The sequence below is a fragment of the Streptomyces sp. NPDC052910 genome (assembly GCF_055585605.1).
The window spans coordinates 935,799-949,557 of sequence record NZ_JBVJJR010000001.1 but is presented as its reverse complement, the minus strand read 5'-3'; the positions used below and the strand labels follow the sequence as shown (position 1 = coordinate 949,557).

Genomic DNA, 13,759 nt, shown 5'->3' with positions numbered 1-13,759 from the left:
TCACCTGATGCCCTGCGAAGCCGCACCCGAAACTTCTGTCGACGACCCCGAAGGCGACCCGACCGGCGACGTGACCGGTGACCCGACCGGAGGCCCGGCCGGAGCGCTGCCCGGCCGCCTTCCGGCCGGCCTGCGGGCCGAACTCATCGCCTTCCGCCGTGACTTGCACATGCACCCCGAGCTGGGTCACCGCGAGTTCCGTACCACCGCGGCGGTCAGGGCCAGACTGGAGAAGGCCGGGCTCCGTCCCCGGACGCTGGACTCCGGCACCGGGCTGATCTGCGACATCGGGCGGTCCCGGCCGGGCGCCACGCGCCGGCCGGTGCTGGCCTTCCGGGCGGATCTCGACGCGCTCCCGATCCCCGACACCAAGCAGGTCCCCTACCGGTCCACCGTCCCGGGCGCGGCCCACGCCTGCGGGCACGACGTGCACACCACCGTCGTCCTCGGCACCGGTCTGGTCCTCGCCGCGCTGGCCGAGGAGGGGCTGCTGCCGCACCCCGTCCGGCTGATCTTCCAGCCCTCCGAGGAGGTGCTCCCCGGCGGTGCCCTCGACGCGATCGAGAGCGGCGCGCTGGAGGGCGTCGGCCGGATCGTGGCGGTGCACTGCGACCCCAAGGTCGAGGTGGGCCGGATCGGGCTGCGGACCGGGCCCATCACCTCCGCCTGCGACAAGCTGGAGGTCGCGCTCGACGGCCCCGGCGGCCACACGGCCCGTCCCCACCTGACGACGGACCTGGTGACCGCCGCGGCCAAGGTGGCCACCGAGGTGCCGGCCCTGCTCGCCCGCCGGATCGACACCCGGTCGGGCCTCGCCGTCACCTGGGGGCGGCTGGAGGCCGGGCACGCGGCCAACGTCATCCCGGAGCGCGCCGAGCTGTCCGGGACCGTCCGCTGCCTGGACATCGAGGCCTGGCGGGACGCCCCCGACCTGGTGCACGCCGCCGTGGACGAGGTGGCCACGATGCACCGCGCCAAGTCGCAGATCACCTATGTCCGGGGCGTCCCCCCGGTGGTCAACGACGGGGAGATCGCCGGGCTGCTGGGCCGGGCCATGGCCGCGCGGCGCGGGGCCGAGGCGGTGGAGGACACCGAGCAGAGCCTCGGCGGGGAGGACTTCTCCTGGTACCTGGAGCGGGTGCCCGGGGCGATGGCCCGGCTGGGCGTCCGCCCGGTGGGCGACACGACACGCCGCGATCTGCACCGCGGGGACTTCGACGTGGACGAGGGGGCCATTCAGGTGGGAGTGGAGCTGTTCACGGCCGCCGCTTTGCTCGATCGCAACCAAATGTAGGTTTGGCGGTCGGGTTCGGTACGCGACGATCCGATAACGGCTTGGGACTAGCCCTTTTCAGGCCATCTACGCGCGTTACGATCCCCTCGAACCAGCGCCAATGGAGGCGCTTCGAGTGAAGGGGCCCTCGTGCGCCGGGTATCCACGATCACTGTCGCGGGCATTGCCACCGCGGCTCTCGCATTCACCCTCACCGCCTGTGGCGAGTCCTCGACCGAGTCGGGCGACAAGAAGGACAAGGGTCTCGGTCTCGCCTTCGACGTCGGCGGCCGTGACGACCACTCCTTCAACGAGTCCGCCGCCCGCGGTGCCGACAAGGCCGAGAAGGAGCTGGGCGTCAAGTCCCGCCTGATGACGGCCAAGAACGGCGAGACGGAGGCCGAGCGCGAGCAGCGGCTGAACTCGCTGGCCGAGGCCGGGTACAACCCCGTCATCGGCGTCGGCTTCAACTACCAGAAGTCGATCGAGAAGGTCGCCAAGGATCACCCCGACACCACCTTCGCCGTGGTGGACTCGGTTGCCCAGGGCAAGAATGTCGAGAGCATCACCTTCGGTGAGCACGAGGGCTCCTACCTCGCCGGCGTTGCCGCCGCCCTGAAGTCCAAGACCCACAAGGTCGGCTTCATCGGCGGTGTCAACAACGCCCTCATCCAGAAGTTCCAGGCGGGCTTCGAGCAGGGCGTCAAGGAGACCGACCCCAAGGCGCAGGTCACCTCGCAGTACCTGTACCCGAACAACGACAAGGGCTTCAACGACCCGGCCGCGGCCAAGGACAAGGCCAAGGGCATGCTCGACTCGGGCATCGACGTCATCTACACCGCGGCCGGCCTCTCCGGCAACGGCTCCATCGAGGCCGTCGCGGACCGCAAGGACACCTGGGCGATCGGCGTCGACTCCGACCAGTACCAGCTCCCGGGCCTGGCCAAGTACAAGGACCACATCCTCACCTCCGTGGTGAAGAACGTGGACGTGGCCGTCTTCGACCTGGTCAAGAGCGTCAAGGACGGTAAGCCGATCACCGGCCCCAAGACCTACCTGCTCAAGGACGGCGGCGTCTCGCTGGTGACCTCGGGCGGCTTCATCGACGACATCAAGGACAAGATCGAGGCCGCGAAGAAGAAGATCGCGGACGGTCAGGTCAAGGTCAAGGACAAGCCGTAAGCCACGGCCGGCTCCGGCCGGCCGCCCCGGCTGACCGGGCCCGGCGGGGGAACACCCTCGCCGGGCCCGCACATACGCGCCAACGCTACGCGCGTAGCGTCCTGTTGCCGCGTGTAGCGTCACCCCCGCCCGTCCGGAGATCTCCACCGCGCCCCCACCCGGTGGACAGCCCGGTGTCACCCCCGCTCCCTTTCCCCGAGGAGAGTGCGCCATCAAAGCGTCCAGCAAAGAGTCCAGCAGCGGCACCGCCCCTGCCGTGGAACTGCAAGGCATCACCAAGCGGTTCCCCGGCGTCGTGGCCAACCACGACATCTGCCTCACGGTCCGCCGTGGCACCGTCCACGCCCTCTGCGGCGAGAACGGCGCCGGCAAGTCCACCCTGATGAAGATCCTCTACGGCATGCAGAAGCCGGACGAGGGCACCATCACCCTCGACGGCGAGCAGGTCAGCCTGCACAGCCCGGCCGACGCCATCGCGCGCGGCATCGGCATGGTGCACCAGCACTTCATGCTCGCCGACAACCTGACCGTCCTGGAGAACGTCGTCCTCGGCGCCGAGAAGCTCCACGGCATCGGCGGCAAGGCCCGCAAGAAGATCAAGGAGATCTCCGACGCGTACGGCCTCGGCGTCCGCCCCGACGTCCTCGTCGAGGACCTCGGCGTCGCCGACCGCCAGCGCGTGGAGATCCTCAAGGTCCTCTACCGGGGCGCCCGCACGCTGATCCTCGACGAGCCGACCGCCGTCCTGGTCCCGCAGGAGGTCGACGCGCTCTTCGACAACCTGCGCGAGCTCAAGTCCGAGGGCCTGACGGTCATCTTCATCTCCCACAAGCTCGGCGAGGTGCTCTCCGTCGCGGACGACATCACCGTCATCCGCCGCGGCACCACCGTCGGCACCGCGATCCCCAGCGAGACCACGCCCAAGCAGCTCGCCGAGCTGATGGTCGGCGAGGAACTGCCCTCGCCGGAGACCCGCGAGTCCACGGTCACCGACACGCCGATGCTCACCGTCGAGGGCCTGCACCTGTCGGCCACCGACTCCGACGGCGTGGTCCGTACCGTCCTCGACGGCATCGGCTTCACCATCCACAAGGGCGAGGTCCTCGGCCTCGCGGGCGTGGAGGGCAACGGCCAGGCCGAACTGGTCGAGGCCATCATGGGCATGCGCGACCCGGACAGCGGCACCGTCACCCTCGACGGCACCGAGATCACCCACGCGCCGACCCGCAAGCGGCGTGAGGGCGGCATCGGCTACATCCCCGAGGACCGGCACCGCCACGGCCTGCTGCTGGAAGCCCCCCTGTGGGAGAACCGCATCCTCGGCCACGTCACGGAGAAGCCCAACAGCAAGGGCGCGCTCCTCGACAACAGGGCCGCCCGGGCCGACACGGAGCGCATCGTCCGCGAGTTCGACGTCCGTACGCCGGGCATCGAGGTCACCGCGGCCTCGCTCTCCGGCGGCAACCAGCAGAAGCTGATCGTCGGCCGCGAGATGAGCCACAAGCCGAAGCTGCTCATCGCCGCCCACCCCACCCGTGGTGTGGACGTCGGAGCGCAGGCGCAGATCTGGGACCAGATCCGCGAGGCGCGCCGCGAGGGACTCGCGGTGCTGCTGATCTCCGCCGACCTGGACGAGCTCATCGGGCTCTCCGACACCCTGCGGGTGATGTTCCGCGGCCGTCTGGTCGCCGACGCGGACCCCGCCACCATCACCCCGGAGGAGTTGGGCTCGGCCATGACCGGCGCCGCGACCGGGCATCTCGAAGCCCCCGAAGAGCCGTCGGCCCCGGCCGGCGGAGCGAACGACGACAGCGACAGTACGGAAGGAGGCGACTCCAAGTGAAGAAGTTCGACAAGAACAAGATCATCCTGGGGATCGCCGCGCCCCTGCTGGCGATCGTGGCGGCCGTGGCCATCACCTCGATCATCATCGCGGCCACCGGCAAGGACCCGTTCCACGCCTACCAGGTGATGGTCGACTTCGGCTCGAAGAGCGACAGCCAGGTCTGGATCATCAACAAGGCCACCCCGTACTACCTGTCCGCGCTGGCCGTCGCCATCGGCTTCCGGATGAACCTCTTCAACATCGGCGTCGACGGCCAGTACCGCATCGCGGCCTTCTTCGCCGCCGTCGTCGGTGGCGCGCTCACGCTGCCCGGCATCATCCAGATCCCGATCATCATCATCGTGGCGATGGCGGTCGGCGCCATCTGGGCGGGCATCGCGGGTCTGCTGAAGACCACCCGCGGCGTCAACGAGGTGATCAGCACCATCATGCTGAACGCCATCGGCGCCTCGGTGATCGGTTACTTCCTCCAGGACGGTCGGCTGGCGAAGAAGGAGGGCAACCTGATCCACACGCCCTACCTGCCGGACTCGTCGCACTTCTTCGAGATCCCGACCACGCCCAAGCCGATCTTCGGCTTCGTGATCGTGGCGGCCGTCGCGGGCCTGGCCTACTGGTTCATCCTGGGCCGCACCCGCTTCGGCTTCGACCTGCGCACCGTCGGCCAGTCCGAGTCGGCCGCGCAGGCCAGCGGCGTCAGCGTCAAGCGCATGATCATCACCTCGATGCTGCTCTCCGGCGCGGTCGCCGGCCTCGTCGGCATGCCGACCCTGCTCGGTGTCTCGTACAACTACGGCACCGACTTCCCCACGGGCATCGGCTTCACCGGTATCGCCATCGCCCTGCTCGGCCGCAACCACCCCGTCGGCATGGCGCTCGGCGCCCTGCTCTGGGGCTTCCTGGACCGCACCGGCACGCAGCTCGAGTTCGAGGGCTACGCCCAGGAGATCGTCGGCGTGATCCAGGGCGTCATCGTCCTCTGCGTCGTCATCGCCTACGAGATCGTGCGGCGCTACGGCCTCAAGACCCAGCAGCGCAAGGTCGGCGAGGAGCTCGCCGCCCAGGCCCGCAAGAGCGACAAGGCGGAGGTTTCCGCGTGAGTACCACCTTCACCTCCGGGCTCGCCGACCGGCTGAGCGGTAAGAACAAGGGCGACGGCGGGAAGCGGAAGCTCTCCTACCCCGTCATCATGCTGGGCCTGGCGGGCGCGCTGATCCTGCTCTCCGCGCTGCGCGCGATCACCGGCGCCAACGACCTCACCGGCTCCGGCCAGTTCGGCTCGGCCCTCGCGGCCGCGGTGCCGATCGGCCTCGCCGGTCTCGGCGGCCTCTGGTCCGAGCGGGCGGGCGTCGTCAACATCGGCCTCGAGGGCATGATGATGCTGGGCGCCTTCTCGGCCGGCTGGATGGGCTGGCAGCACGGCCCCTGGGTCGCGGCCGCGGCCGGCGTCGTCGGCGGCGCGCTCGGCGGCCTGCTGCACGCCGTCGCCACCGTCACCTTCAACGTGGACCACATCATCTCCGGTGTGGCCATGAACATCCTGGCCCTGGGCATCACCCAGTACTTCGCCAAGCTGTGGTTCGGCGCCGAGGGCAGCGCGGCCCAGCAGGCGGGCGGCAACGACAAGCAGTCGCCCGTCATGAGCAACATGGGCGACTTCTCCATCCCCGGGCTCGCCGACTGGCTGCACGACGTGGAGAAGCACCACTGGTTCCTCATCTCGGACCTGGCCGGCATCGTGCGCGGCTTCGTCTCCGAGGTGTCCTGGCTCACGATCGTCGCCGCGCTGCTCTTCGTCGGCACGTTCTTCGTGTTGTGGCGCTCGGCCTTCGGTCTGCGCCTGCGCTCCTGCGGCGAGAGCCCGGTGGCCGCCGAGTCGCTCGGCGTCAACGTCTACACGTACAAGTACGCGGCGGTCGTCGTCTCCGGCGCCCTCGCCGGCCTCGGCGGCGCGTTCCTCGCCATCGGCACCCACATGTACTCCGACGGCCAGACCGGCGGCCGCGGCTACATCGGTCTCGCCACGATGATCTCCGGCAACTGGCGGCCGGGCGGCGTGGCCATGAGCGCCGGCCTGTTCGGCTTCATGGACAGCCTCCAGTTGCGCTCCGGCGGCCCGACCGTCCACGCGCTGCTGCTGCTGATCGCCGTGCTGCTGGTGGGCTTCGCGGCCTGGCGCTTCAAGGGCGGCAAGATCCGCGCGGCCGTCGCCGCCGCGGTCGTCGCCGTGGCGCTGTTCGTCTGGTTCGCCCTGACGGACACCGTGCCGCTGGAGTTCGTGGACGCCACGCCGTACGTCGTCACGCTGCTGGTGCTGTCGCTGTTCTCGCAACGGCTGCGGATGCCCAAGGCGGACGGCAAGCCCTACCGAAAGGGTCAAGGAAAGTGACCTCTCCCGTCATCTGGGAGGAGCTGCGCGCGGAGGCCCGGGACGCCATGTCCCGGGCCTACGCCCCGTACTCCGGCTTCCCCGTCGGTGCCGCGGCCGTCGTCGACGACGGCCGCGTGGTCACCGGCTGCAACGTGGAGAACGCCGCCTACGGCGTCGCCCTGTGCGCCGAGTGCGGCCTGATCTCCGCCCTCGTCTCCTCCGGCGGCGGCAAGCTCACCGCCTTCACCTGCTGCGACCGCAACGGCGACGTCCTGATGCCGTGCGGCCGCTGCCGCCAGCTCCTCTGGGAGCACGGCGGCCCGGAGCTCGCCGTGGACACGGCCTCGGGGATCCGCCCGCTGGCCGAACTCCTGCCGGACGCGTTTGGGCCCGCCGACCTCGATCGATGAAGATGTCCTCAAGCGCCGGACGGGCCGACACGTCAGCCCGTCCGGGTCACTTTCCGGCCCCGGGAAGACCTGAGGACGCACGAACTTAAGGAAAATGTGCTGATGGACGCCATTTCCGTCATCCGCGCCAAGCGCGACCGCGGCCGTCTGACCGACGAGCAGATCGACTGGATGATCGACGCCTACACGCGGGGCGAGGTCGCCGACGAGCAGATGTCCGCGCTCGCCATGGCGATCCTGCTGAACGGCATGGACCGTGCGGAGATCGCCCGCTGGACGGCGGCGATGATCAAGTCCGGCGAGCGCATGGACTTCTCCTCGCTGCCCGTACCCACCGCTGACAAGCACTCCACCGGCGGCGTCGGCGACAAGATCACCCTGCCGCTGGCCCCGCTGGTCGCCGCCTGCGGCGCGGCCGTCCCGCAGCTCTCCGGCCGCGGCCTCGGCCACACCGGCGGCACCCTCGACAAGCTGGAGTCCATCCCCGGCTGGCGGGCGCTGCTCTCCAACGACGAGATGATGGACGTCCTGCGGAACGTCGGCTCCGTCATCTGCGCGGCGGGCGACGGTCTCGCCCCCGCCGACAAGAAGCTCTACGCGCTGCGCGACGTCACGGGCACCGTCGAGGCGATCCCGCTGATCGCCTCCTCGATCATGTCGAAGAAGATCGCCGAGGGTACGGGCTCGCTCGTCCTCGACGTCAAGGTCGGCTCCGGCGCCTTCATGAAGAACATCGAGGACGCGCGCGAGCTCGCCTCCACGATGGTCGGCCTCGGCACCGACCACGGCGTCAAGACCGTCGCCCTGCTCACCGACATGTCGACCCCGCTCGGCCTCACCGCGGGCAACGCCCTCGAGGTCCGCGAGTCCGTCGAGGTCCTCGCGGGCGGCGGCCCGGCCGACGTCGTCGAGCTCACCCTCGCCCTCGCCCGCGAGATGCTCGCCGCGGCCGGCCTGCCCGACGCGGACCCGGCCAAGGCGCTCGCCGACGGCTCCGCCATGGACCACTGGCGCCGCATGATCATCGCCCAGGGCGGCGACCCCGACGCGACCCTCCCGGTCGCCCGCGAGCAGCACGTCGTCACCGCGTCCGCGTCCGGCGTCCTCACCAAGCTCGACGCCTACGCCGTCGGCGTCTCCGCCTGGCGCCTCGGCGCGGGCCGCGCCCGCAAGGAGGACCCGGTGCAGGCCGGCGCCGGCATCGAGATGCACGCCAAGCCGGGCGACACGGTCACGGCGGGCCAGCCGCTGCTGACCCTGCACACGGACACCCCGGAGAAGTTCGACTACGCCCTCGCGGCCCTGGACGGCGGCGTCGGAATCGCCCCGGCCGGCACGGACTTCACGCCGAACCCGATCGTGCTGGACCGCATCGCCTGACCTGCGGACGCCTTGAACGGGTGAACGGGGCCGGTGGCTTGCCACCGGTCCCGTTGCCGTATCCGGCGGTTCACGCGGCCAGGGGTGCCGATCACCGTCCTGAGGGTGAGCGAAGCTCGCAGCGCCCCGGGTGCTTCGGTTCTCGTGCCAGACTCGGAGCATGAGCGAACAGGTACGTCTCACCGCCGCCGTCACGCATGAGGACGACTGGTACGTGGCCCGCTGCCTCGAAGTGGAAGTAGCCAGTCAGGGCCGTACGTTCGAGGAGTCACTGGACAACCTTCGCGAGGCCTTGGAACTGTACTTCGAGGACGAGCCTGTGCCTGCTGTGCACGACGTCATCACCGCTCCCGTTCAGGTGCGGGCCGCGTGAGCGCGGCAGCGTTTGAGTGCCCCTGTCCCGCCCCTTCGCCGTTTCCTGGGGCTGCGCCCCAGACCCCGCTTGTCGCGGCTCCGCCGCTCGTCCTCAAACGCCGGACGGGCTGGAATAGCCTGTCCGGCGTTTGAGGACAGCGCCCGAAGGGCGCTTCGGGGGTGCGGGGGCGCAGCCCCTACAAGAAACGGGAAAGGGCGGGCCCGGGGCACCCCACACGAAGGGGCCGCCCCCGCCAGGACAGGTGGCGGGAAAGCGGCCCCTTCGGGCTCGGGGAAGTCGGGGCTCAGGCCCGGGCCGACAGGCGCCGCGCGGCCACCCGCCGTTCCACGAGAGCCTTGCGCGTCGCGTACAGCGTGATCGCCCCCGCCACCACCATCGCCCCGAGACCGAGGACGATCACCCCGTCCCAGCCCCCGGCCCGGAACGCGAGGGCGCCGACCGCGCCGCCCACCGAGCTGCCCAGGTAGTAGGCCGTCTGGTAAAGCGCGGACGCCTGGGCGCGGCCCGTCGTCGCGGTGCGGCTGACGGAGGACGAGGCGACGGCGTGGCCGGCGAAGAAGCCGGCGGTGATCAGGACGAGGCCGAGGAGGACGGCCGTCAGGGAGGAGGCCAGAGTCAGCAGCAGCCCCAGGGACGTCGTGCCCATGGCCAGGTAGAGAGCGCCGCGCCGGCCCAGTCGGCCGACCAGTTTGCCGGCCGCGGCCGAGGAGGCCGTGCCGACGAGGTAGACGAGGAAGACCGAGCCGACGAGGCCCTGCGGCAGGGAGAACGGTGCTCCGGCCAGGCGGTAGCCGATGACGGTGTAGACCGCGCCGAAGACGGTCATGAAGAGGGCGCCGATCAGGTACAGCCGGACGAGCAGCGGGTCGGACAGATGGCGTCCGAGCGTACGGGCCAGGTCGCGCGGGGCGACCGAACCGGGGGAGAAGTGCCGGGCCTTGGGGATCAGCAGCCGGAACACCACCGCGCACACCACCGCCAGCACGCCGACCGAGGCCAGTCCCGCGCGCCAGCCCCCCGCCTGGGCCACCCAGCCGGCGAGGATGCGGCCGGACATGCCGCCGATCGAGTTGCCCGCGACGAACAGTCCGACCGCGCCGACCAGGGCTCGCGGACGGACCTCCTCCGCCAGGTAGGCCATCGCCGACGCCGGCACGCCCGCCAGCGCCGCGCCCTGCGCCACGCGCAGCCCGGTCAGCCAGCCGAGGTCCGGGGCGAACGGCACCAGCAGTCCGAGGAACGCCGCGACGCACAGGGCGGCCGTCATCATGGCCCGCCGGCCGAACCGCTCGGACAGGGCGCTGAGCGGGACGACGGCGAGGGCGAGGCCGGCCGTCGCGCCGGAGACCGTCCAACTGGCCTGGTCCGGGGTGACGCCGAGGCCGTCGGAGATCGCGGGCAGCAGGGCCTGGGTGGAGTAGAGGAGCGCGAACGTGGCGACGCCCGCCGCGAAGAGGGCGAAGCTCATCCGGCGGTAGCCGGGGTCGCCCGGCGCGGTCCGGGAGTCCTCGGAGGAGGCCGGGGAAGAAGCCGAGGAGGCCGAGGCGGAAGCCGAGGAGGAAGAGGCGGCGGGGGACGACGAGGGAGAGGCACCCGCGCGCATGATGACGGCGGATGCCCCGGTATCGGCAGGAGGCATGACCAAACCGTATGCACGCTGCATTTGATGCGTCCAATGCACGGAATGGCCATAATCCATCCTGTGATGCATGAACGCAGGTCAGGCCCGCCTCTGTCACCGGCGCGCAACAGAAAAGACATCCCTGTTACTGGCGCGTCCTTGACGGTCGTCACCCAGACGGCAGGCGGGGGGAGCGGATCGCCCGCGCCGAGCGCCGACGTCGAGGCGGACTCCTGGGCGGTGACGCTCACCCCGCGGCTCGCCCAGTTCGTCGCCGTGGCCCGGTACGAGCACGTCACCCGCGCCGCCCAGCGGCTCGGCATGCCGCAGTCGACGCTCAGCCGCTCCATGGCCCGGCTGGAACACGACCTCGGCGTCGCCCTGTTCGCCCGGCACGGCCGTACGGTCTCGCTGACCGCCGCGGGCCGCACCTTCCTCGCCACGGTCGAGCGGGCGCTCGGCGAGGTGGACCGCGCCGCCGAGACCGTCCGGGCGGACGCCGACCCCGCCGCCGGCAAGATCGCGTTCGGCTTCCTGCACACCATGGGCTCGGAGACCGTACCCGAGCTCATCCGCGCGTTCCGGGCCGACCACCCCCGCGTCCGCTTCCAACTCGTGCAGAACTACGGCGAGGCCATGATCGAGCGGCTCCGCGACGGCGACCTCGACCTCTGTCTCACCTCACCGGTCCCGGACGCGCCCGACCTGGTCGCCCGCCGCCTCGACGAGCAGAAACTGCGGCTCGTCGTCCCCGACGACCACCCGCTCGCCGTCCGGAAGCGGATCCGCCTCGCCGAGGCGTCCACGGAGCTGTTCGTCACCCTCGAACCGGGCTACGGGCTCCGCCGCATCACCGACGCCCTCTGCGCCGAGGCCGGTTTCACCCCGAAGATCGCCTTCGAGGGGGAGGACCCCGAGACCCTGCGCGGCCTGGTCGCCGCCGGGCTCGGCGTCGCCCTCCTCCCGCCGCCCGCCGTGCCGCGCCCCGGCGTCGTGGAGCTGACCGTCACCGCGCCGCGCGCCGTCCGCGAGATCGGCGTGGCCTGGCTGGACGGCCACCCCGACACCCCGCCCGTGGCGGCGTTCAAACGCTTCCTGCTCTCCCGGCGCGGGCAGTTGCTCCTGCACCGCTGAACCCCGAGGCGCTCAGTACCCCAGCGTCTCGCCGAATCCGCAGGCCAGCGGCATCCGCAGGCCCAGCGGGGGCGGCGCCGCCAGGGCGTCGGCCAGCGGCCGGGCGCAGGGGTGGCCGAAGAGGGTGCCGCGCACGAAGTCGGCGGTGAGCGCCAGCACTTCGGGGCGGTGCTGCCGCAACCCGTGCCCGTCCGAGTGCACTTCGAACCGGCACACCTCTCGGTTGATCTTCTTGGCCCGCTCGGCGAACCGGTAGGACAGGTCCGGGTCGGTGCGCTCGTCGTTGGTCCCGTGCACCAGCAGCACCCGGCGCCCGGCCAACTGCCGTACCGGATCGGGGTCGAGGACGGCCTCCGGGTCGGGCAGCCAGAGGGCGATCGCCACCGCGCAGGTCACGGCCGGGTGGCCCGCCGCCAGCAGCGCCGCCCGGGCCCCCAGGTCCGTGCCGACCAGGCAGACCGGTACGTCGCCGTAGCGCCGCACCACCTCGTCCGCCGCCCACAGCGCGTCCCGCACCGGGTGCGCCGCCGCGCCGTTCCAGCCCCGGTGGCGGTAGCGGACGACGTGGGTGGCCAGGCCGTCGGCGCCGCCCGCGCGGGTGAGGCGGCGGGCCAGCCTGCCCTGGGCGGCGGGGATCCGGGACGGCGGGCGCCGCCGCCCCATGGCCGGCCCGCCGGGCAGCAGCAGCGCCACCCCGTTGACGGCCTCCCCGCCCCGGCCCGCCCCGAACGGCCTGCTCAGCGCGGGTTCGGCCGGCTTCAGGCGCCGTGGGCCGGGCTTCCACCTCGACAGCCCCGCAGGACCGTGCAGCCCCTCCGGCCCCGTTGATCCCTCTGGTTCTTCTGATCCCTGTGGTGACCCTTCCGGCCCCAGCGGACCGGGTTGCGGCAGCGCTTGCTGAACCATGGCAGACAACGATGGCAGAACGGCGCGAGGTGTCCACCCCGCCGACGGGTCACCGTTCCGTATCGTTCGGGTGCATCTACGCGCGTAGGGGCTAGAGTGCCGAAATGACGAGCGACACCACCACCCTCCCGACCCCCGAACAGATCCGCCGTGCCCCCAAGGTGCTCCTCCACGACCACCTGGACGGCGGCCTGCGCCCCGCCACGGTCGTCGACCTGGCCCGGGAATCCGGCTACGACCGCCTCCCCGAGACCGACCCCGAGAAGCTGGGCGTCTGGTTCCGCGAGGCCGCCGACTCCGGGTCGCTGGAGCGCTACCTGGAGACCTTCGCCCACACCTGCGCCGTCATGCAGACCCGCGAGGCCCTGGTCCGGGTGGCCGCCGAGTGCGCCGAGGACCTCGCCGCCGACGGCGTCGTCTACGCCGAGATCCGCTACGCCCCCGAGCAGCACCTGGAGGCCGGACTCACCCTCGAAGAGGTCGTCGAGGCCGTCAACGAGGGCTTCCGCGAGGGCGAGCGGCGTGCCAAGGAGGCCGGGCACCGCATCCGCGTCGGCGCCCTGCTGACCGCCATGCGGCACGCCGCCCGCGCCCTGGAGATCGCCGAACTCGCCAACCGCTACCGTGACTCCGGCGTCGTCGGCTTCGACATCGCGGGCGCCGAGGCGGGCTTCCCTCCCACCCGGCACCTCGACGCCTTCGAGTACCTCAAGCGCGAGAACAACCACTTCACCATCCACGCCGGTGAGGCGTTCGGTCTCCCGTCGATCTGGCAGGCCCTGCAGTGGTGCGGCGCCGACCGGCTCGGCCACGGTGTGCGGATCATCGACGACATCGAGGTCGCCGAGGACGGCACGGTCAAGCTCGGCCGCCTCGCCTCGTACGTCCGGGACAAGCGCATTCCCCTGGAGATGTGCCCCACCTCCAATCTCCAGACGGCGGCGGCCACCTCGTACGAGGAGCACCCGATCGGCCTGCTCCGCAAGCTGCATTTCCGGGCGACGGTGAACACCGACAATCGTCTGATGAGCGGAACGAGCATGAGCCGCGAATTCGAGCACCTGGTCAAGGCCTTCGGCTACACGCTCGACGACATGCAGTGGTTCACCGTCAATGCGATGAAGTCCGCCTTCATTCCCTTCGACGAGCGGCTCGCCATGATCAATGACGTGATCAAGCCCGGATACGCCGAGCTCAAGTCGGAGTGGCTGTTCCGTTAGGAGCGGCGGAAAGCGTCGGTGCCGCGCGTCCGCAGGCAAT

Annotated in this window: 12 protein-coding genes; 10 read left to right on the top strand and 2 right to left on the bottom strand. The window is 71.2% G+C overall.

What is annotated here, in order from left to right; all coding sequences use genetic code 11:
* Nucleotides 1-7: 7 nt before the first annotated feature.
* From ACZ6X9_RS04050 to ACZ6X9_RS04015, 8 genes are all read left to right on the top strand, one after another.
* Complete coding sequence (locus tag ACZ6X9_RS04050) at nt 8-1,294, top strand: amidohydrolase (RefSeq protein WP_469776644.1); 1,287 nt, start codon at nt 8-10, stop codon at nt 1,292-1,294.
* 129 nt (nt 1,295-1,423) lie between these two features.
* A complete protein-coding gene (locus ACZ6X9_RS04045; RefSeq protein WP_469776316.1) occupies nt 1,424-2,455 on the top strand; it encodes a BMP family lipoprotein in 1,032 nt (343 codons plus the stop codon).
* A gap of 256 nt (nt 2,456-2,711) precedes the next feature.
* On the top strand, nt 2,712-4,298 hold the full coding sequence (locus ACZ6X9_RS04040; protein WP_469776315.1) for an ABC transporter ATP-binding protein: 1,587 nt from the start codon (nt 2,712-2,714) through the stop codon (nt 4,296-4,298).
* A complete protein-coding gene (locus ACZ6X9_RS04035) occupies nt 4,295-5,401 on the top strand; it encodes an ABC transporter permease (RefSeq protein ID WP_469776314.1) in 1,107 nt (368 codons plus the stop codon). The genes ACZ6X9_RS04040 and ACZ6X9_RS04035 overlap by 4 nt, the downstream gene beginning before the upstream one ends.
* Nucleotides 5,398-6,690, top strand: a complete 1,293-nt coding sequence (locus tag ACZ6X9_RS04030; protein WP_469776313.1) for an ABC transporter permease — start codon at nt 5,398-5,400, stop codon at nt 6,688-6,690. Before ACZ6X9_RS04035 ends, ACZ6X9_RS04030 begins: the two co-directional genes overlap by 4 nt.
* Nucleotides 6,687-7,082 carry a cytidine deaminase gene (locus ACZ6X9_RS04025; RefSeq protein ID WP_469776312.1) on the top strand — a complete coding sequence of 132 codons (396 nt, stop codon included), beginning with the start codon at nt 6,687-6,689 and terminating at the stop codon, nt 7,080-7,082. Before ACZ6X9_RS04030 ends, ACZ6X9_RS04025 begins: the two co-directional genes overlap by 4 nt.
* Before the next feature lie 96 nt (nt 7,083-7,178).
* Complete coding sequence (locus tag ACZ6X9_RS04020; protein WP_469776311.1) at nt 7,179-8,462, top strand: thymidine phosphorylase; 1,284 nt, start codon at nt 7,179-7,181, stop codon at nt 8,460-8,462.
* Between the two features lie 160 nt (nt 8,463-8,622).
* Nucleotides 8,623-8,835 carry a type II toxin-antitoxin system HicB family antitoxin gene (locus ACZ6X9_RS04015; protein WP_469776310.1) on the top strand — a complete coding sequence of 71 codons (213 nt, stop codon included), beginning with the start codon at nt 8,623-8,625 and terminating at the stop codon, nt 8,833-8,835.
* Between the two features lie 286 nt (nt 8,836-9,121).
* On the opposite strand, the gene ACZ6X9_RS04010 is transcribed toward ACZ6X9_RS04015, so the two are convergent.
* Complete coding sequence (locus ACZ6X9_RS04010) at nt 9,122-10,477, bottom strand: MFS transporter (protein WP_469776309.1); 1,356 nt, start codon at nt 10,475-10,477, stop codon at nt 9,122-9,124.
* 141 nt (nt 10,478-10,618) lie between these two features.
* Here ACZ6X9_RS04010 and ACZ6X9_RS04005 point away from each other — a divergent pair, with 141 nt between their 5' ends.
* Nucleotides 10,619-11,593: a LysR family transcriptional regulator gene (locus ACZ6X9_RS04005; RefSeq protein WP_469776308.1), complete on the top strand. Its 975-nt coding sequence runs from the start codon at nt 10,619-10,621 to the stop codon at nt 11,591-11,593.
* Between the two features lie 12 nt (nt 11,594-11,605).
* Here the strand turns inward: ACZ6X9_RS04005 and ACZ6X9_RS04000 are convergent, their stop codons facing one another.
* Nucleotides 11,606-12,286 (bottom strand): alpha/beta hydrolase family protein, encoded by a 681-nt coding sequence (locus ACZ6X9_RS04000; protein WP_469776307.1) that lies wholly within the window; start codon nt 12,284-12,286, stop codon nt 11,606-11,608.
* Nucleotides 12,287-12,603: 317 nt separating this feature from the next.
* Here ACZ6X9_RS04000 and ACZ6X9_RS03995 point away from each other — a divergent pair, with 317 nt between their 5' ends.
* Nucleotides 12,604-13,719, top strand: coding sequence for an adenosine deaminase (locus ACZ6X9_RS03995; protein ID WP_469776306.1), 1,116 nt, complete (start codon nt 12,604-12,606; stop codon nt 13,717-13,719).
* The last annotated feature ends 40 nt before the right edge of the window (nt 13,720-13,759 follow it).